The organism is Bacillus sp. 41-22 (genome assembly GCF_025809295.1).
Classification (GTDB): domain Bacteria; phylum Bacillota; class Bacilli; order Bacillales; family Bacillaceae_G; genus Bacillus_A; species Bacillus_A mycoides.
In genome coordinates this window covers 3614997-3633698 of record NZ_CP084035.1, presented here as the reverse complement: position 1 = coordinate 3633698, position 18702 = coordinate 3614997, and the positions used below count along the sequence as shown (strand labels likewise).

The following is an 18702-nucleotide window of genomic DNA, read 5'->3' as shown; positions in this document are numbered from 1 at the left end:
TATATACGAGTGAAAGGGGATGCGATATGACAGAACGTGATCGTTATACAAATGAAGAAAAAGAAGCTGAGCCGAAAGAAGTTCCAAAAGAGGCTTCTATAGTGGAGAAAATTCAGCAACTTGGACAGACAAATGTACCACAAATGAATGAATCGCGTATTCATTGCTTAACAATTGTTGGGCAGGTGGAAGGTCATATTCAGTTGCCACCACAAAATAAAACAACAAAATATGAACACATCATTCCGCAAATTGTCGCGATTGAACAAAATCCGAAAATTGAAGGTTTACTGTTAATATTAAATACAGTTGGGGGTGACGTTGAAGCTGGATTAGCGATTTCTGAAATGGTGGCTTCGCTTTCAAAACCAACTGTATCTCTTGTTTTAGGAGGAGGGCATTCAATCGGTGTACCGATTGCGGTCTCAACTGATTATTCATTTATTGCCGAAACAGCGACGATGACAATTCATCCAATTCGTTTAACAGGTCTTGTTATAGGTGTGCCACAAACATTTGAGTATTTGGATAAAATGCAAGAACGAGTCATTCGATTTGTGACAAAGCATTCGAAAGTAACGGAAGATCGTTTTAAAGAGCTTATGTTTGCAAAAGGGAATTTGACGCGAGATATTGGGACGAATGTAATAGGTGGAGATGCAGTGAAGTATGGTCTTATAGATGGTGTCGGTGGTATTGGTAGCGCACTTCGAAAATTAAACGAATTAATTGATGAACGCAAGGATAATAGTACAGAAGGGACAATGCTACAATGATTTTATATACAATTATGCCAGAGCAACTTGTGTATCCGGCCGATTATTCACAATGCGAAAGCCAAAAAGTTGTGAATATAAATGGCGTGGAATTAGTGGTTTCTGAGGAGGATAATCAATGTTACTCTATTGTACGTGTATTAAGTACGAATCCGTCTCACTACCTAGAGTTTGAGCCTGGACAGAAAATTACCTTTTAGCAAAAAGAAGGATTTTGTTTAGGAGCTATGGTATAATATAAAAAACAAGACGGTTGAGCAGCCATGAGTAGGCTGCTTTCTTCTGTTTATTTAACATTTTACAAGAAGTGTAAAAATAGAAGATATAAAGACCTGAAAAATAGAGAGAAAGACATGTAAGTAGAGCTTTTTTATAAGAAAGTTGTACTTAATTTTTAGAACACGAGGTGAAGAAATGGCAAAACAAAAGCAAAGAGGGACGAAGGCTAAGGCAAGACGTACGATAAAGCCAACTTTGTATTATGAAATCGTCGGGTTGACTCTTTTTGCACTTTCGATTATTACGATTTTACAGCTAGGTGTTGTAGGGAAATCGTTTGTGTTATTTTTTCGCTTCTTCTTTGGTGAGTGGTACATAATAGGTGTGTTAGGTGTAATAGCTTTATCTGTTGCGTTTGTAATAAAGCGGGGATGGCCCAACCTTTTAAATAAACGGCTAATAGGTGTTTATTTAATTGTACTAGCAATATTAATGTTTAGTCATATTACATTATTTAACCTGCTTACGAAAGATGGAGCTGTGCAAAATACTTCTGTAATTGTTAGTACAAAAGATTACTTCTTCCTTGAAATGAAAAAGGGCCCGGATAGTGTTCATTTAGGTGGTGGTATGTTCGGTGCACTGATGTTCGCAACGTGCTACTTCTTATTTGACGAAGTAGGGGCATATATCATTGGAATTATTTTAGTTATTCTTGGAATACTTTGTATAACAAATAAACATATTGGAGAAGTACTTGCTCCGATAGGGAGAATTCTTAGAAGTCAGTTTCAAGTAATGCAAGGGGATTATAAAGATTGGAAATCTCAAAGGGTCGCCGAGCAAACTGAAAAGAAAAAAACAACAAGAAGCAAGAGGCGTGAACGTGTTGCTGAACAAGAAGAAGCTATTGAGCCAGTAGAAGAAATAGAAATTGGTCCACCAATTATTTCGAATTTTACTGAGAATTATCCAGTACGTGAAGAGACGGAAAAGCAGATAGAAGAAAATGATTTAATTACTCCTCCGTTTATTGAAGAGGCAGTTCCGCCTGCGCCAGAAGAACAACCTCACAAGAAACGAGGAGAAAAAATCGTTGAATCGCTAGAAGGTGAAACGAAAGCACCTCCTATACAATTTTCTAATGTGGAAAATAAAGATTATAAGCTTCCTTCGCTTGATATATTAAAGTTTCCCCAAAATAAGCAAGTTACAAATGAAAATGCGGAAATTTATGAAAATGCTCGTAAATTGGAACGTACATTCCAAAGTTTTGGTGTGAAAGCGAAAGTAACAAAAGTACATAGAGGTCCTGCAGTTACGAAATATGAAGTGTATCCTGATATGGGAGTAAAGGTAAGTAAAATTGTTAGTTTAAGTGATGATTTAGCGCTTGCTTTAGCAGCGAAAGACATTCGTATTGAAGCACCTATTCCTGGGAAATCAGCTGTAGGGATTGAGGTTCCGAATTCAGAAGTTTCTATGGTAACGCTGAGAGAAGTTCTTGATTCAAAGGCGAATAACCACCCAGAAGAGAAGTTATTAATCGGTCTTGGACGTGATGTTACAGGAGAGGCTGTATTGGCACGTTTAAATAAAATGCCCCATTTATTAGTAGCTGGTGCGACTGGTAGTGGAAAGAGTGTATGTATTAATGGAATTATTGTAAGTATTTTAATGCGTGCAAAACCGCATGAAGTAAAATTAATGATGATTGATCCGAAAATGGTAGAGTTAAATGTATATAACGGTGTTCCGCACTTATTAACACCAGTCGTAACTGACCCGAAAAAAGCATCACAGGCTTTGAAGAAAGTTGTGAGTGAAATGGAGCGTCGTTATGAATTATTCGCGCATAGCGGTACGCGTAACATTGAAGGATATAATGATTATATTAAAGAACATAATAGCCAATCGGAAGCGAAACAACCTGAATTACCATATATTGTAGTGATTGTGGACGAGTTAGCTGATTTAATGATGGTTGCTTCTTCGGATGTAGAAGATGCGATTATGCGTTTAGCGCAAATGGCACGTGCTGCTGGTATTCATTTAATTATTGCGACTCAGCGTCCGTCAGTTGATGTCATCACAGGTGTTATTAAAGCGAATATTCCATCGCGTATTGCATTTGCTGTATCTTCCCAAATAGATTCTCGAACGATTCTTGACGGTGGTGGTGCAGAAAAGTTGCTAGGTCGTGGAGATATGTTATTCATACCAATTGGTGCATCGAAACCTGTTCGTGTACAAGGGGCGTTTTTATCAGATGATGAAGTTGAGAGAGTCGTAGAATCTGTTATTGCGCAGCAAAAAGCGCAATATCAAGAGGATATGATTCCACAAGATGTTCCTGAAACAAAGCAGGAAGTAGAAGATGAATTATACGATGAAGCGGTTCAGCTTGTAGTAGAAATGCAAACAGCATCTGTTTCTATGTTACAACGTAGATTTAGAGTAGGATATACGCGAGCAGCTCGTTTAATTGATGCCATGGAAATGAATGGTGTAGTAGGTCCTTATGAAGGTAGTAAACCAAGGGGAGTACTCATTAAAGATGTGCAAGAAAAAAGTTCTTAAAAAAAGCCTAATTGTTTTTACAATTAGGCTTTTTTATATGCTGTTTTTGTTATATACTATAGTCACTGACGAAGAAAGGGCTTACATCTTTAAGGGCCCTTTAGAATACGAATGCTTATCGTTTTGGTTTTCAAAACGTTCGATATTTAATGTAGAAAAATGTTGAATTCTGTTGACACATATGGGAGCAAGTGGTAAGATTACTTCGAAAAGAATCACTGCCTCATATAATCTTGGAGATAAGGTCCATAAGTTTCTACCTGGCAACCATGAATTGCTAGACTATGAGGGGAAAAGTGTGTAACAAAGGATGTAAGGAATCTTTGTGCCGAACTTTTTCTCTATATGAGAAATGTTTATGGTACAAAGTTTTTTTTATGGGATAAAGTGTGAAAATTTCATCTTGAAAAATTATTAATATTTATTCGATAATTACGCTTATTTTTAGTATTTAGTAATTTATACTATGTTGTAAGTTGAAAAAAGAGAAAAGAAGTCTTACATCAGAGGTCGAATAATTGAAATGCGGGGGAGTCTTATGTCAGTAAAATCCGATAGTCGTCACCTATATTTGCGGGTGATTGATCACATCAAAGGGAAAATTAAAGATGGGGCTTACAAAGAAAAACAAAAGTTACCTTCAGAGTTTGATCTAGCGAAAGAACTTGGTGTAAGTAGGGCAACTTTAAGGGAAGCACTACGTATTTTAGAAGAAGAAAATGTTGTTATTCGTAGACATGGTGTAGGGACATTTGTAAATGCGAAGCCGTTATTTTCTTCTGGAATAGAGCAACTTTCTAGTATTACAGATATGATTTCTAGTGTGGGGAAAACACCAGGAACAATCTTTTTATCATCATCTACAACAACTTTAACAGAAGAAGAAAAAGAGAAATTTAATTGTGAAGATGCTTTTAGCGCAGTAATGATTGAACGTGTTCGTACAGCGGATGGGGAACCAGTTGTATATTGCATTGATAAACTGGCAAAAGAGATATTACCAGATTTATCGGGATACAATGAGGAATCGCTGCTTACAGTAATACATAATAATACGCACAAGCGTATCACATACGCAGTTGCTCACATTGAACCGATTGGTTATCACCCGAAAATTTCACCGATTTTAGAATGTGAACCTGAAACGGCACTGCTAGTTTTAAAACAAATGCACTATGATCAAAATGATGAGCCAATCTTATATTCTATTAATTACTTTAGAGCTGATAAGTTTAGCTTCCACGTATTAAGAAAACGTATGTAGGGAAGTTCCTTTTTAGGGAGGTGACAGCAAGAAGTAAGGGACAGCAGCGTATGAATCATTAGACAAAACATTTCAGGAGGGGTTTCTAGTATGAAGAAAAAAACAGGTCTTTTATTATCGTTAACGTTAGCAGCAAGTACAGTGTTAGGTGCATGTGGTAACTCGGATAAAGCGGATAGTGACAAAAAAGGGGATAAAGAGTTTAAGGTTGGTATGGTTACAGATGTTGGGGGCGTTGATGACAAATCATTTAACCAATCAGCTTGGGAAGGTTTAACAAAATTCGGTAAAGACAACGATTTAAAGAAAAATGAAGGATATCGTTACCTTCAATCAAGTAAAGATGCTGATTACATTCCAAATTTAACGAAATTTGCGAAAGATCATTATAACACAACATTTGGTATTGGATACTTAATGGAAAAATCAATTGAAAAGGTGGCTGAACAGTATCCAAAAGAGCAATTTGCGATTGTAGATACTGTTGTAAAGAAGCCGAACGTAACAAGTATTACATTTAAAGACCATGAAGGTTCATTCCTAGTTGGAGCTGTAGCAGCGATGACAACAAAATCAAATAAAGTTGGTTTTGTTGGTGGTGTGAAGAGTCCGTTAATTACAAAATTCGAATCAGGTTTTAAAGCTGGTGCAAAAGCAGTAAATCCAAATATCGAAATTGTATCACAATATGCTGATGCATTTGATAAGCCAGAAAAAGGATCTGTATTAGCTTCAGCAATGTACGGTCAAGGCGTTGACGTAATTTACCATGCTTCAGGTGCAACTGGTAACGGTGTATTCACAGAAGCGAAAAACCGTAAGAAAAAAGGTGAAAATGTTTGGGTAATCGGTGTTGACCGTGACCAAAATCAAGAAGGCATGCCTGAAAACGTAACTTTAACTTCAATGGTAAAACGTGTTGATGTTGCAGTAGCAAAAGTAGCGCAAGAAGCGAAAGATGGTAAGTTAAAAGGCGGTAAAGTAGAAGAGTTCGGCTTAAAAGATGATGGCGTTGGTATTGCGAAAACAACTGATAATGTGAAAAAAGTAAACCCAGAAATTTTAACAAAAATAGAAGAGTTTGAGAAGAAAATCACTGCTGGTGAAATTAAAGTACCTGCGACTGATGATGAATATAAAGCATACGAAGCTGCTCTAAAGAAATAATGATAGAGCAATAGCAAAGGTTAGTTCTTAGAACTAACCTTTGTATATATAAAAATACTTTTAATAGAGTGTAATTGGGGAGTGTTCCCTGCTAGAAGGAGGAACAAAATGGAATACGTAATTGAGATGAACAATATTACAAAAGTATTCCCAGGTATTGTAGCGAATGACGATATTACGCTGCAAGTAAAACAGGGAGAGATACACGCTTTACTTGGAGAAAATGGTGCAGGGAAATCAACGTTGATGAATGTACTGTTCGGTTTGTATCAACCAGAACAGGGCGAAATTAAAATTAAAGGAACCCCTGTAAAAATTACAAATCCGAATATAGCAAATGACCTTGGAATTGGGATGGTCCATCAGCACTTTATGCTTGTTCATAATTTTACAGTTACAGAGAATATCATTCTTGGAAATGAGCCGAAGAGAAAAGGGAAAATAGCTGTTGAAGAGGCTGCAAAAGAAATTAAACAATTATCTGAACAGTACGGTTTAGCTGTTGATCCAAATGCAAAGATTGAAGATATTTCGGTTGGGATGCAGCAAAGGGTTGAAATATTAAAGACGCTTTATCGTGGTGCGGAGATTTTAATATTCGATGAACCGACTGCAGTGTTAACTCCTCAAGAAATTCATGAGTTGATTCAAATTATGAAAAAGCTTGTGCAAGAAGGAAAATCTATCATTCTTATTACACATAAATTAAAAGAAATTATGGAAGTTTGCGATCGTTGCACAATTATTCGTAAAGGTAAAGGAATTGGTACAGTTGACGTTGCGAAAATGGATGAACATAAACTTGCAGAATTAATGGTCGGACGTCAAGTGAATTTTAAAACAGAAAAAATAGGGGCCAAACCGAAAGAGGAGGTTCTGTCTGTTGCGAATCTTGTCGTTCATGATGCACGCCAATTACCTGCTGTAAAAGGCCTTGACTTAACTGTTCGTGCAGGAGAAATCGTTGGTATTGCAGGGATTGATGGAAATGGTCAAAGTGAATTAATAGAGGCGATTACTGGTTTACGAAAAGTTGAGTCAGGTTCTATTGCAATTAAAGGAAAAGAAATAACGAATTGGCCTGTTCGAAGAATTACAGAGGAAGGAATTGGTCATATTCCAGAAGACCGTCATAAACACGGGCTAGTTCTTGATTTTTCTGTTAAAGACAATATAGTTTTGCAAACATACTATAAAAATCCATTTTCAAAGAAGGGGATTTTAAACTTTAGCAAAATCACAGAGAAAGCAAAGGCGCTTATTGAACAGTTTGATGTACGTACGCCTAGCGAACAAACATTAGCGCGTGCTCTATCAGGTGGAAATCAGCAGAAAGCTATCATTGCACGTGAAGTAGATCGTAATCCAGATTTATTAATTGCAGCACAACCAACACGTGGTTTAGATGTAGGTGCGATTGAATTTATTCATAAAAAATTAATCGAGCAGAGAGATAATGGGAAAGCAGTATTACTTCTATCGCTAGAACTGGATGAAATTTTAAATGTAAGTGATCGAGTTGCTGTTATATATGAAGGTAAAATTGTAGCAATTGTCGATGCGAAAGAAACAAATGAACAACAGCTTGGTTTGTTGATGGCTGGCGGAACGGAGAAAGAGAAGGTGAATACAAATGGCTAAAAAATTTTTAACGGAGCGAACAATTAACATTTTAGTTCCTGTATTATCCGTTATTTTTGGTTTACTTGTTGGTGCCATTGTAATGTTAGTTAGTGGATATGATCCAATTGTTGGGTATGCAGCGCTTTGGGAAGGAATGGTTGGAAATCCGCAGGCTATCGGTGAGACGCTACGTACGATGATTCCACTCGTGTTAGCTGGTCTGTCTGTTGCATTTGCGTTTCGTACAGGTCTCTTTAACATTGGGGTAGAAGGACAATTATTAGTTGGATGGCTTGCCGCTGTCTGGTTTGGATATGCAGTATCGTTACCAGCATTTTTGCATATTCCGTTATCTATTTTAGTAGCCGCGATTGCCGGTGGTTTATGGGGATTTATACCTGGATATTTAAAAGGAAAGCTTAAAGTAAATGAAGTAATTGTCACAATTATGATGAACTACATTGCACTTTATGTCACGTATGATCTTATTAAACGTTTTATACATGAAGGTAATGAGAAATCTTATGATGTACAAGCGAGTGCTTCATTAGCTTCTGATTGGCTATCTTCATTGACAGATGGATCTCGTTTGCACTGGGGAATTGTTGTAGCTATTTTAATTGCTATTGTAATGTGGTTCGTATTAGATAGAACTACGTTAGGATATGAGTTGAAATCGGTTGGTTTTAACCAAAATGCATCGCAATATGCAGGGATGAAAGTCTCTCGTAATGTTGTATTATCAATGACAATTGCTGGCGCTTTTGCTGGAATTGGTGGGGCAATGGAAGGTCTAGGAACATTCCAAAGTATGACGGCAATGACATCGTTTACTGGTATTGGATTCGATGGGATTGCGGTAGCTCTTCTTGGAGGAAATAATCCGTTTGGTATATTATTATCGGCTTTACTGTTCGGTGGTTTGAAAAGTGCAGCCCCGCAAATGAATTTTGAAGCAGATGTACCTTCTGAGTTAATTAATGTTATTATCGCATGTATTATTTTCTTTGTTGCTTGCAGTTATGTTTTACGCTGGGCACTTACACGCATGAGCAAGGAGGGGAAATAAATGAGCTTTATAGATATTTTAGCCATTCTTGTGACTGGTACTTTATATACGGCAGCGCCACTTATTTTTACGGCGTTAGGTGGAGTGTTCAGTGAACGTTCTGGGGTTGTAAATATAGCCTTAGAAGGTTTAATGTTATTTGGTGCATTTACTGGTATCGTTACAACGTTATTAATGGGTGATACGTGGGGAGCAATGACTCCTTGGATTGCACTATTATTTGCAGCTATTGGTAGTGGGTTATTTGCACTTCTTCACGCAGTAGCGTCCATTACATTCCGCGCGGATCAAGTAGTAAGCGGGGTAGCGATTAACTTTTTGGCTCTCGGTTTAACAGTATTTGCGATTAAGAAAATCTTTGGTAAAGGACAGACTGATTTTATTCAATACCGAATTGAAAAAATCGATGTTCCAGGACTTTCGGATATTCCGGTAATCGGGAAAATCTTTTTCTCAAATGTACCGTTAACGTCGTATATTGCCATTATTTTAGCATTTGTTGTTTGGTACATTATTTATAAAACACCGTTCGGTCTTCGTCTTCGTGCTGTTGGTGAACATCCAATGGCAGCAGATACGATGGGGATTAATGTATATAAAATGCGTTATATTGCAGTTTGTATATCTGGAATGTTTGCAGGAGTGGGTGGTGCGGTCTTCGCAATGTCGATTTCTGGTAACTTCTCAGGTGCTACAATTACTGGACAAGGTTTCTTAGCACTAGCAGCTATGATCTTTGGTAAATGGAATCCACTTGGTGCTCTTGGAGCAGCGCTGTTCTTCGGATTTGCTCAATCACTTGGGATAACAGGTGGTACAATTCCTATATTAAAAGAAATTCCAAGTGTATTCTTAACGATATTACCGTATGTATTTACAATATTAGCACTCGTTGGTTTTGTAGGCCGATCTGAAGCTCCGAAAGCATTAGGAACGCCTTATGAAAAAGGAAAACGATGAGTATTTAGAAAGTATAAAAAAAGCTCGCACATTAGTGCGGGCTTTTTTACATAGAATATATTTAATACGGAATTTTACTATGTTCCTTACATATTAAAGTTTTTAGAAAGACTCAAATGTAAGCATAATAAGGAAGAAAATTTGATTTTTTATTTCTAAAAACTGTATATTGAAGAGGAATATTCCTACATACGTAAAGGAGGGCTATTAATGAAACTAATGGAACAGCAACTGCATGAATTAGGTGGCTTGCGAGTACATATTATTCCGACTGATAAATTTAAAACAAATACCTTTGTATTTCGTTTTAAAGCACCTTTAAATGAGGAGACGGTGACAGAGCGTGCCCTATTGCCGTACGTATTGCAAAGTGCGACAGAAAAACTGCCTTCTGTAATTCGTCTTCGTCAATATTTAGAAGAATTATATGGATCTTCTTTAGCGGTAGATGTAAGTAAAAAAGGAGAAGACCATATCATCTCTATTTATGTAGACATTGCAAATGAAACATATTTACGCGATGCACCACCGTTATTTGAAAAAGCGCTTTCTATGTTATCTGATATTGTTTTACATCCAGCAACAGAAGGGGACGGTTTTCTATCTTCTATTGTAGAAAGTGAGAAACGAGCACTCTTGCAACGAATTGAAGCTACTTATGATGATAAAATGCGTTATGCAAACGAGCGTTTAATTGCAGAAATGTGCAAAGTAGAACCATATCGCTTAAGTGCAAATGGAAAAAAAGAAAGTGTTGCTTCTATTACAAATGAAAGTTTGTATCAATATTATCAAAAAGTGTTAGCTGAAGATGAAATGGATTTATATATCATTGGTGATATTTCAGAAGATGCTGTGGAGCTTGTAAATAAGTATTTTTCGATTTCACCTCGCGCTATGAAAGAGAGAAATGTACTTCTTCATAAACGAAATAATGAAGAAAAAGAAATTGTTGAAAAACAAGAACTAAAGCAAAGTAAATTAAATATCGGCTATCGCACATTCATTACGTATAAAGATGAAGATTATTTTGCATTACAATTGTTTAACGGATTATTTGGAGGGTTTTCTCATTCGAAGTTATTCGTAAATGTCCGTGAAAAAAATAGTTTAGCGTACTATGCAGCATCGAGATTTGAAAGTCATAAAGGTTTGCTCTTCGTTATGTCTGGAATTGAAGCGAAGAACTTTGAAAAAGCTGTTGAAATTATTAAAGAACAGATGAAAGCAATGCAAAGCGGTGATTTTTCAGAGGAAGAGATTCAGCAAACGAAAAGTGTAATTCAAAATCAAATCTTAGAGGCAATTGATACACCACGTGGTTTTGTTGAAATGCTTTATCACGGGGTGATTTCAGAGCGTACGCGTCCAGTTGAAGAATGGCTAACGGGCATAGAAAGCGTGACGAAAGAAGAGATTGTGAAAGTTGCTAATAATATTGAACTAGATACAATTTACTTTTTACATGGAACGGAGGGAGAATAAATGGAGAAAATTGTGTATGAGCAATTAAAAGAGACGCTATATTATGAAAAACTTCCGAATGGATTAGACGTATATATCTTACCGAAACAAGGCTTCAACAAAACATTTGCAACATTTACGACGAAGTACGGTTCTGTTGATAATACATTTGTACCGCTTGGAAAAGAAGACATGACTCGTGTACCAGATGGAATTGCTCATTTCCTTGAGCATAAATTGTTTGAAAAAGAGGACCATGACGCGTTTCAATTGTTTAGTAAACAAGGTGCTTCAGCGAACGCTTTTACATCTTTTACAAGAACCGCTTATCTCTTTTCCTGTACATCAAATGTAGAAAGAAATTTAAATACGTTGTTAGACTTTGTACAAGAACCGTATTTCTCTGAAAAAACGGTTGAAAAAGAAAAAGGTATTATCGGTCAAGAAATTCAAATGTACCAAGATAACCCAGACTGGCGTTTATACTTTGGGTTAATCGATAGTTTGTTTGTGAAACATCCAATTAAAATTGATATTGCAGGGACAATTGAGTCCATTAGTAAAATTACAAAAGACCTACTGTATGAATGTTATGAGACTTTTTACCATCCGAGCAACATGTTATTATTTGTTGTTGGAGCGATTGATCCTGAAAAAACAATGGATTTAGTTCGTGAAAATCAAGCGAAAAAAGATTACGAAAATCAACCAGAAATCGTTCGCTCTTTTGAAGAGGAACCAGAAGAAGTAAATGAAAAGAAAAAGATTATTTCAATGCCTGTTCAAACTCCAAAATGTTTAGTTGGTATTAAGGCAACGAATTTAAAAGAAAAAGGGCAAGCTCTGTTAAAACAAGAAATTGCACTTACATTACTTTTAGATTATTTATTTGGAAAAGGGTCAGTTCATTACGAATCTTTATATAATGAAGGTCTTATTGATGATTCGTTCTCGTATGACTATACAGAAGAAAATAACTTCGGTTTTGCAATGGTTGGTGGAGATACGAAGCACCCTGATGAATTGGCAGAGCGATTAAAAGGTATTTTACTACAAACGAATTATGATCAGTTAGATGAGACTGCGCTGGAACGGGTGAAGAAAAAGAAAATTGGCGGATTTTTACGATCGTTGAATTCACCTGAATATATTGCAAATCAGTTTACACGATATGCGTTTAATGAATCTAGTTTATTTGATGCTCTTACAGTGTTAGAAGGATTAACTGTTCAAGACCTACAACAAGCAGCAAAAACATTATTAATTGAAGAGAAAATGAGTGTCTGCCAAGTGTTACAAAAAAAATGAAGTAATATGTGAATAAAAAACGCAGTATCTATATCCCTCATCTAACGTTTGGTTATTGCCAAATGGTAAGATGAGGGTATTATTTATTTATACATAAAAAGATAAGAGAGGGAATTTATGAAAAAGTATGCATTAGTAACTGGAGGAAGCGGAGGGATTGGCTCTGCTATTTCGAAGCAGTTAATCGAGGATGGTTATACAGTCTATATTCATTACAATAAAAGCGAAGAGAAGATAAGGGGGTTACAAAAGGAGTTTGATGCAGTGATTCCTGTGCAAGCAAATTTAGCTTCTATCGATGGAGCAGAGAAATTGTGGGGACAAATCGAACATCCTATTGATGTTATTGTATACGCAGCTGGAAAGAGTATATTTGGATTAGTAACAGATGTTACGAATGAAGAATTAGATTATATGGTGGAGCTTCAAGTGAAGAGTGTATATAGACTTTTATCGATGGCGCTTCCACCGATGATCGGGCGGAGAAGTGGTAATGTTGTTGTTATTTCATCCATTTGGGGGCAAATAGGAGCGTCTTGTGAGGTGCTGTACTCAATGGTGAAAGGTGCACAAAATTCATATGTGAAGGCTTTAGCGAAAGAAGTTTCTCTAAGTGGATTGCGCGTTAATGCGGTAGCGCCAGGTGCGATCGAAACAGAAATGTTAAATGTATTTTCAGAAGATGATAAAAATGAAATTGCTGAAGATATTCCATTAGGTAGAATAGGACTACCCGAAGAGGTAGCAAAAACAGTATCATTCCTCGTTTCGCCAGGAGCTTCTTATATTACGGGGCAAATTATCGGAGTGAATGGCGGTTGGCATTGCTAAAAAATTCTTACATAAAAAACAAGAAATTGTACAAATTAAGCATGATTCTATTACTAAAATAGTGAGGTGCTTAAACATGTCAGTGTTAGATAATTTTGATCAGTGGAAGAGCTTTTTAGGAGAACGTTTAGAACAAGCGGGGGGAAAAGGGCTTGATGGTGGTGCCGTATCAGATATGGCATTTCGTGTTGGTGATTATTTAGCAAATGAAGTAGAAGCGCGCAACGATCAAGAAAAATTATTGTCTGAGCTTTGGAAAGTTGCTGATGAACAAGAGCAACATACAATTGCAAATTTAATGGTGAAGTTTGTACAACATAAGTAAAAGTAGAGAGGAGCTTCTCCTCTCTACTTTTTTTGTATAGTAATTAGGAGGAATAGATTATACATTTAGCTTCCCTATTAAGGTGAAATCATATAATATAGTACGTAGGTGTAAAGTAAGCGTAGGGGAGTGATCTTGGATGATTGAATGGTATTTTGAATATGAAATACATAAAAACCGACCTGGCTTACTTGGTGACGTTTCTTCGTTAATCGGTATGCTTGGCATCAATATTGTCACAATTAATGGTGTAGATAATGCACGACGTGGACTTTTGCTTATGTGTGATAATCAAGAACAAATCTCTAGACTTGAATCAATTTTAAATACGATGGATAATATAACGGTAACGAAATATCGTCCGCCAAAGCTTAGAGATAAGCTAGCAGTTAGACATGGTAGGTACATACAACGAGATGCAGATGATAAGAAAACATTTCGATTTGTGCGTGATGAATTAGGATTGCTTGTAGACTTTATGGCGGAGATAATGAAAAAAGAAGGTCATAAATTAATTGGGATACGAGGAATGCCTCGTGTCGGAAAAACAGAATCTATTGTTGCCGCAAGTGTTTGTGCAAATAAGAGATGGTTATTCGTATCATCTACTCTCATTAAGCAAACTGTTCGTAGCCAATTGATTGAAGATGAGTATAGCGACGATAATATTTTCATACTAGATGGAATTGTGTCGACAAAGCGTGCAAATGAAAGACACTGGCAGCTCGTTCGTGAAATCATGAGATTGCCTGCAACGAAAGTTGTGGAACATCCGGATGTGTTTGTGAGTCAGTCAGAATACACATTGGATGATTTTGATTATATTATCGAATTGCGTAACGATTATGATGAAGAAATTCAATATAATTTAGTAGATGAAATTGAGCAAGGTACGCAAAACAATTTCTCTATGTTCGACTTTTAAAGAAATATTGAGGTGTTAGTAGTGACGGAATTAGGACAAAAGCTGACAGAAGCAAGAGAAGCGAAAGGCTTATCTATTGATCAGCTGCATGAGATTACAAAAATTCAAAAACGCCATTTAGTAGCGATTGAAGAAGGCAATTATGATGTGTTGCCAGGAGCTTTTTATGCGCGTGCATTCATTAAACAATATGCAGATGCTGTTGGATTAAATGGAGAGGAACTGCTTGTGGAATATCAGAGTACGATACCACAGTCTGAAAAACGTGAAGTTCCACAAGTATCAACTGGACAAAAAACACAAGAAACAATGCAAAAATCTTCATCATGGCCAATTGCGGATCATATGCCCAAAATTTTGATTGCGTTGTTAGTAATCGCATTTGGAGTGGTAGTCTGGTTTGTTATTCAAGCGTTAACTGGAAAAGATGATAGGCAAGTTCCAAATGCTCAAAGTGAGAAAATTGAGGTTCAAAAAGCAAAAAATTCTCCGTTAGATACGAAGAAAGATGAAGCGAAAGCGGAAGAACCAAAAAAAGAAGAACCAAAGAAAGAAGAACCAAAGAAAGAAGAGCAACCAGCGCAACCAACTGGACAACAAGAAGTGAAGGTAGTTGGAACGAGTGGTAAGGTATCTACTTTGGAAATTCATAATAATAAAACATTAGAACTGGAAATTTCAGCGAAGGGTGCAAGCTATGTAGATGTTAAAGATGATGCGGGTAACGAAATTCTAAACACTACAGTACAAAGTGGTCAAACAGAAAAACGTGATTTATCAACAGTAAAAGAAGTGCGGCTTAATATTGGAAGTGCACCGAATGTTGAAATTAAACTGAATGGCCAAGTGGTTACTTTCCCATTAGATCCAGCAAAAGAATATCACCAAAGATTGGTGATAAAAAACCAAGGGATAGGGCAAGCTGCGCAATAACAGTCATCGCTTCGATGACTTTTTTCAATGAACAAATGTTTTTGACATGATGGAGGAATAGCTGTGAATTTACCAAATAAAATTACAATATCTAGAATCTTCTTAATTCCAATTTTTATGGTAATTATGTTAGCGCCCTTTGAGTGGGGCTCATTTATAATTGGTGATGTAGAGTTACCAATTCAACATTTAGTAGGGGCACTTATCTTTATTATTGCTTCGGCTACAGATTGGATTGATGGACATTATGCAAGAAAGTATAATCTTGTAACGAATTTAGGGAAATTCCTTGACCCGTTAGCAGATAAATTACTTGTTTCGGCAGCACTTATCACATTGGTAGAAATGCAATATGTACCTGCTTGGATCGTTATTGTAATTATAAGCCGTGAGTTTGCAGTAACAGGTTTACGCCTTGTACTTGCTGGGACAGGAGAAGTAGTTGCAGCAAATCAGCTAGGGAAAATTAAGACATGGACACAAATTATTGCGATTGCAGCATACTTATTACATGATGTACCGTTAAATCTACTTCATATTCCAGTTGCAGATATTTTCATATGGATTGCATTATTCTTTACCGTTATTTCAGGATGGGATTATTTCTGGAAAAATAAAGATGCTTTTGTAAACTCAAAATAGAAGTTTATGGGGGAATTGGGATGAATGCTGAAATTATTGCGGTTGGAACGGAATTATTACTTGGACAAATTGCAAATACAAATGCCCAGTTTTTATCTGAAAAGTTAGCTTCAATCGGAATTAACGTGTACTACCATACTGTTGTTGGGGATAATAACAAGCGATTACAGAAGGCAATTGAATTGGCTGAAGAACGAGCTGATATGCTCATTTTTACAGGTGGATTAGGACCGACAAAAGATGATTTAACGAAAGAAACAATAGCGTCTAGTTTAGATGAAGAGCTTGTGTATGATGAAAAGGCATTAACATCGATAAGCGATTATTTTAAGCGTACAGGCCGTGAATTTACGGAGAATAATAAAAAGCAGGCGCTCGTTTTAAATGGATCGACTGTATTTGCGAATGATCACGGTATGGCGCCTGGTATGGGATTAAATACGAACGGAAAAGTTTATATTTTATTACCAGGACCACCAAAAGAAATGAAGCCGATGTATATAAGTTACGTAGAGCCTTTTTTATGTAAGTTTACAACGGGGGAAAATATTTATTCTCGTGTTCTTCGTTTTTTTGGTATTGGGGAATCTCAATTAGAGGTGAAAGTTCAAGATTTAATTGATGGACAAACGAACCCAACCATTGCACCACTTGCAAATGATGGCGAAGTGACATTACGTTTAACTGCCAAACATCATGATGCTGATGAGGCGGAGAAACTGATTCAGCATGTGGAAGATTTGATTTTAGAAAGAGTAGGAGAATTTTTCTACGGATATGACCAAGATTTCCTTCATTACAAGGCAATAAGGCTATTGAAGGAAAAAGGGTTAACTTTAGCGTGTGCAGAAAGTTTAACAGGTGGTCTTTTTGGAAATCAAGTAACAGAAAATGCTGGTGTTTCATCTGTATTTAAAGGCGGTGTCATTTGTTATCAAAATGATGTGAAGCAACAAATTTTACATGTACCTGAAGAAGTGTTACGTACTGATGGCGCGGTTAGTAAACAGTGTGCTCGCTATCTTGCTGAAAATGTAAAGGAACTGTTAAAAGCAGATATCGGAATTAGTTTCACTGGGGTGGCAGGACCGGATGCTTCAGAGCATAAAGAACCAGGAACAGTATTTATTGGATTGGTGATTAAAGATGAACCAGCTGTAGTCTTCTCGCTTAATTTAAGTGGAAGTCGTCAACAAATTAGAGAACGCTCTACAAAATATGGATTTTATCATTTATTTAAAAAGCTAGAAGAGATATAAATTTCTTCTAGTTTTTTTGTTGGAAAACCTAGTTTTATTCGATATAAAATAAAAAAACGAATAAATGTTCGATTTTTGTTGGCAAATTGAATTGAAAATAGGTATAATAAGATTAGCAATTTAGTTAAGGAGGAATTTTGAATGAGCGATCGTCAAGCGGCATTAGATATGGCGTTAAAACAAATAGAGAAGCAATTCGGTAAAGGTTCAATTATGAAATTAGGAGAACAAGCGGAGCGTAGAATTTCTACAATTTCAAGTGGTTCTTTAGCACTTGATGTGGCACTAGGGGTAGGCGGATACCCACGTGGCCGTGTTATTGAAATTTATGGACCTGAAAGTTCAGGTAAAACAACAGTTTCATTACACGCAATCGCGGAAGTACAGCGTCAAGGTGGACAAGCAGCGTTCATTGATGCGGAGCATGCAATGGATCCTGTATATGCACAAAAATTAGGTGTTAACATAGATGAATTACTATTATCACAGCCTGATACAGGGGAGCAAGGACTAGAAATCGCAGAAGCACTTGTACGAAGTGGAGCGGTTGATATTATCGTAATTGACTCTGTGGCAGCTCTTGTACCGAAAGCTGAGATCGAAGGGGACATGGGTGACTCTCACGTTGGTTTACAAGCACGTTTAATGTCACAAGCACTTCGTAAACTTTCAGGTGCAATCAACAAATCAAAAACAATCGCAATCTTTATCAACCAAATTCGTGAAAAAGTTGGGGTTATGTTCGGGAACCCAGAAACAACTCCAGGTGGTCGTGCGTTGAAATTCTATTCAACTGTCCGTCTTGAAGTACGTCGTGCTGAGCAGTTAAAGCAAGGTAACGATATTGTTGGTAATAAAACGAAAGTAAAAGTAGTTAAAAATAAAGTAGCACCGCCATTCCGTGTTGCTGAAGTTGATATTATGTACGGAGAAGGTATTTCAAGAGAAGGTGAAATCTTAGATATGGCTTCTGAACTTGATATCGTTCAAAAGAGCGGTGCTTGGTACTCTTATAATGAAGAACGCTTAGGACAAGGTCGTGAAAATTCGAAGCAATTCTTAAAAGAGAATACGGATTTAAGAGAAGAAATTGCCTTCTTTGTTCGTGAACATCACGGAATTGGTGAAAACTCTGGTGTTGAAGACACGGAAGATTCAACTCGTCAAGATTAAAAAATAAAAGACACGGTCCCGTGTCTTTTATTTTTTAATCCACTATGAAAGCGTTGTATATAGCTGGAGATAAAATATTTATTCTATCCAAAAGGCTATGTGTAAAGGGGAATATTCATATATTTTAAGTGAATGAATTGGGATTTTCTAAGGTTTTCCAGGATAATATGCCGTCTGTTTTTTT

At 36.7% G+C, this 18702-nt stretch carries 17 protein-coding genes and 1 riboswitch; all 17 genes read left to right on the top strand.

From position 1 onward, the window contains the following. The first annotated feature begins 26 nt into the window (after positions 1-26). The 17 genes from tepA to recA all read left to right on the top strand — a co-directional run bounded on the left by tepA (position 27) and on the right by recA (position 18518). Positions 27-776 (top strand): translocation-enhancing protein TepA, encoded by a 750-nt coding sequence (gene tepA, locus LCF45_RS18430; RefSeq protein ID WP_002014582.1) that lies wholly within the window; start codon positions 27-29, stop codon positions 774-776. After that, positions 773-976 (top strand): YlzJ-like family protein, encoded by a 204-nt coding sequence (locus LCF45_RS18425; RefSeq protein ID WP_002088064.1) that lies wholly within the window; start codon positions 773-775, stop codon positions 974-976. Before tepA ends, LCF45_RS18425 begins: the two co-directional genes overlap by 4 nt. A gap of 214 nt (positions 977-1190) precedes the next feature. Further along, positions 1191-3575, top strand: a complete 2385-nt coding sequence (locus tag LCF45_RS18420) for a DNA translocase FtsK (RefSeq protein ID WP_002128718.1) — start codon at positions 1191-1193, stop codon at positions 3573-3575. 203 nt (positions 3576-3778) lie between these two features. Then, positions 3779-3880, top strand: a riboswitch (purine riboswitch). A 233-nt stretch (positions 3881-4113) separates the two neighbouring features. Further along, positions 4114-4839: a GntR family transcriptional regulator gene (locus LCF45_RS18410; RefSeq protein ID WP_002088063.1), complete on the top strand. Its 726-nt coding sequence runs from the start codon at positions 4114-4116 to the stop codon at positions 4837-4839. Positions 4840-4929: 90 nt separating this feature from the next. Then, on the top strand, positions 4930-6006 hold the full coding sequence (locus LCF45_RS18405; protein ID WP_002128714.1) for a BMP family lipoprotein: 1077 nt from the start codon (positions 4930-4932) through the stop codon (positions 6004-6006). 108 nt (positions 6007-6114) lie between these two features. Then, on the top strand, positions 6115-7647 hold the full coding sequence (locus LCF45_RS18400; RefSeq protein WP_002128712.1) for an ABC transporter ATP-binding protein: 1533 nt from the start codon (positions 6115-6117) through the stop codon (positions 7645-7647). Then, positions 7640-8698, top strand: a complete 1059-nt coding sequence (locus LCF45_RS18395; protein ID WP_002088061.1) for an ABC transporter permease — start codon at positions 7640-7642, stop codon at positions 8696-8698. Before LCF45_RS18400 ends, LCF45_RS18395 begins: the two co-directional genes overlap by 8 nt. After that, a complete protein-coding gene (locus tag LCF45_RS18390) occupies positions 8699-9658 on the top strand; it encodes an ABC transporter permease (protein WP_002066758.1) in 960 nt (319 codons plus the stop codon). Positions 9659-9868: 210 nt separating this feature from the next. Beyond that, a complete protein-coding gene (gene yfmF, locus LCF45_RS18385; RefSeq protein WP_002033691.1) occupies positions 9869-11143 on the top strand; it encodes an EF-P 5-aminopentanol modification-associated protein YfmF in 1275 nt (424 codons plus the stop codon). Further along, on the top strand, positions 11144-12430 hold the full coding sequence (yfmH, locus tag LCF45_RS18380) for an EF-P 5-aminopentanol modification-associated protein YfmH (protein ID WP_016120680.1): 1287 nt from the start codon (positions 11144-11146) through the stop codon (positions 12428-12430). It begins immediately after the preceding gene. 117 nt (positions 12431-12547) lie between these two features. After that, complete coding sequence (gene ymfI, locus LCF45_RS18375; RefSeq protein ID WP_002014593.1) at positions 12548-13261, top strand: elongation factor P 5-aminopentanone reductase; 714 nt, start codon at positions 12548-12550, stop codon at positions 13259-13261. A 76-nt stretch (positions 13262-13337) separates the two neighbouring features. Continuing rightward, positions 13338-13586, top strand: coding sequence for a DUF3243 domain-containing protein (locus tag LCF45_RS18370; RefSeq protein ID WP_000114449.1), 249 nt, complete (start codon positions 13338-13340; stop codon positions 13584-13586). 139 nt (positions 13587-13725) lie between these two features. Next, positions 13726-14511 carry a DUF3388 domain-containing protein gene (locus LCF45_RS18365; protein WP_000574107.1) on the top strand — a complete coding sequence of 262 codons (786 nt, stop codon included), beginning with the start codon at positions 13726-13728 and terminating at the stop codon, positions 14509-14511. 21 nt (positions 14512-14532) lie between these two features. Continuing rightward, positions 14533-15444, top strand: coding sequence for a helix-turn-helix domain-containing protein (locus LCF45_RS18360; RefSeq protein WP_002128706.1), 912 nt, complete (start codon positions 14533-14535; stop codon positions 15442-15444). A gap of 63 nt (positions 15445-15507) precedes the next feature. Next, positions 15508-16086 carry a CDP-diacylglycerol--glycerol-3-phosphate 3-phosphatidyltransferase gene (gene pgsA / locus LCF45_RS18355; RefSeq protein ID WP_002014596.1) on the top strand — a complete coding sequence of 193 codons (579 nt, stop codon included), beginning with the start codon at positions 15508-15510 and terminating at the stop codon, positions 16084-16086. Positions 16087-16106: 20 nt separating this feature from the next. Further along, a complete protein-coding gene (locus LCF45_RS18350) occupies positions 16107-17345 on the top strand; it encodes a competence/damage-inducible protein A (RefSeq protein ID WP_002014598.1) in 1239 nt (412 codons plus the stop codon). A gap of 141 nt (positions 17346-17486) precedes the next feature. Next, positions 17487-18518: a recombinase RecA gene (gene recA, locus LCF45_RS18345; protein ID WP_002014599.1), complete on the top strand. Its 1032-nt coding sequence runs from the start codon at positions 17487-17489 to the stop codon at positions 18516-18518. The last annotated feature ends 184 nt before the right edge of the window (positions 18519-18702 follow it).

What these genes read in the sequence shown, in the direction of transcription:
- tepA (WP_002014582.1), top strand. Translation starts at nt 27, where the DNA reads ATGACAGAACGTGATCGTTATACAAATGAAGAAAAAGAAGCTGAGCCG.
- LCF45_RS18425 (WP_002088064.1), top strand. Translation starts at nt 773, where the DNA reads ATGATTTTATATACAATTATGCCAGAGCAACTTGTGTATCCGGCCGAT.
- LCF45_RS18420 (WP_002128718.1), top strand. Translation starts at nt 1,191, where the DNA reads ATGGCAAAACAAAAGCAAAGAGGGACGAAGGCTAAGGCAAGACGTACG.
- LCF45_RS18410 (WP_002088063.1), top strand. Translation starts at nt 4,114, where the DNA reads ATGTCAGTAAAATCCGATAGTCGTCACCTATATTTGCGGGTGATTGAT.
- LCF45_RS18405 (WP_002128714.1), top strand. Translation starts at nt 4,930, where the DNA reads ATGAAGAAAAAAACAGGTCTTTTATTATCGTTAACGTTAGCAGCAAGT.
- LCF45_RS18400 (WP_002128712.1), top strand. Translation starts at nt 6,115, where the DNA reads ATGGAATACGTAATTGAGATGAACAATATTACAAAAGTATTCCCAGGT.
- LCF45_RS18395 (WP_002088061.1), top strand. Translation starts at nt 7,640, where the DNA reads ATGGCTAAAAAATTTTTAACGGAGCGAACAATTAACATTTTAGTTCCT.
- LCF45_RS18390 (WP_002066758.1), top strand. Translation starts at nt 8,699, where the DNA reads ATGAGCTTTATAGATATTTTAGCCATTCTTGTGACTGGTACTTTATAT.
- yfmF (WP_002033691.1), top strand. Translation starts at nt 9,869, where the DNA reads ATGAAACTAATGGAACAGCAACTGCATGAATTAGGTGGCTTGCGAGTA.
- yfmH (WP_016120680.1), top strand. Translation starts at nt 11,144, where the DNA reads ATGGAGAAAATTGTGTATGAGCAATTAAAAGAGACGCTATATTATGAA.
- ymfI (WP_002014593.1), top strand. Translation starts at nt 12,548, where the DNA reads ATGAAAAAGTATGCATTAGTAACTGGAGGAAGCGGAGGGATTGGCTCT.
- LCF45_RS18370 (WP_000114449.1), top strand. Translation starts at nt 13,338, where the DNA reads ATGTCAGTGTTAGATAATTTTGATCAGTGGAAGAGCTTTTTAGGAGAA.
- LCF45_RS18365 (WP_000574107.1), top strand. Translation starts at nt 13,726, where the DNA reads ATGATTGAATGGTATTTTGAATATGAAATACATAAAAACCGACCTGGC.
- LCF45_RS18350 (WP_002014598.1), top strand. Translation starts at nt 16,107, where the DNA reads ATGAATGCTGAAATTATTGCGGTTGGAACGGAATTATTACTTGGACAA.
- recA (WP_002014599.1), top strand. Translation starts at nt 17,487, where the DNA reads ATGAGCGATCGTCAAGCGGCATTAGATATGGCGTTAAAACAAATAGAG.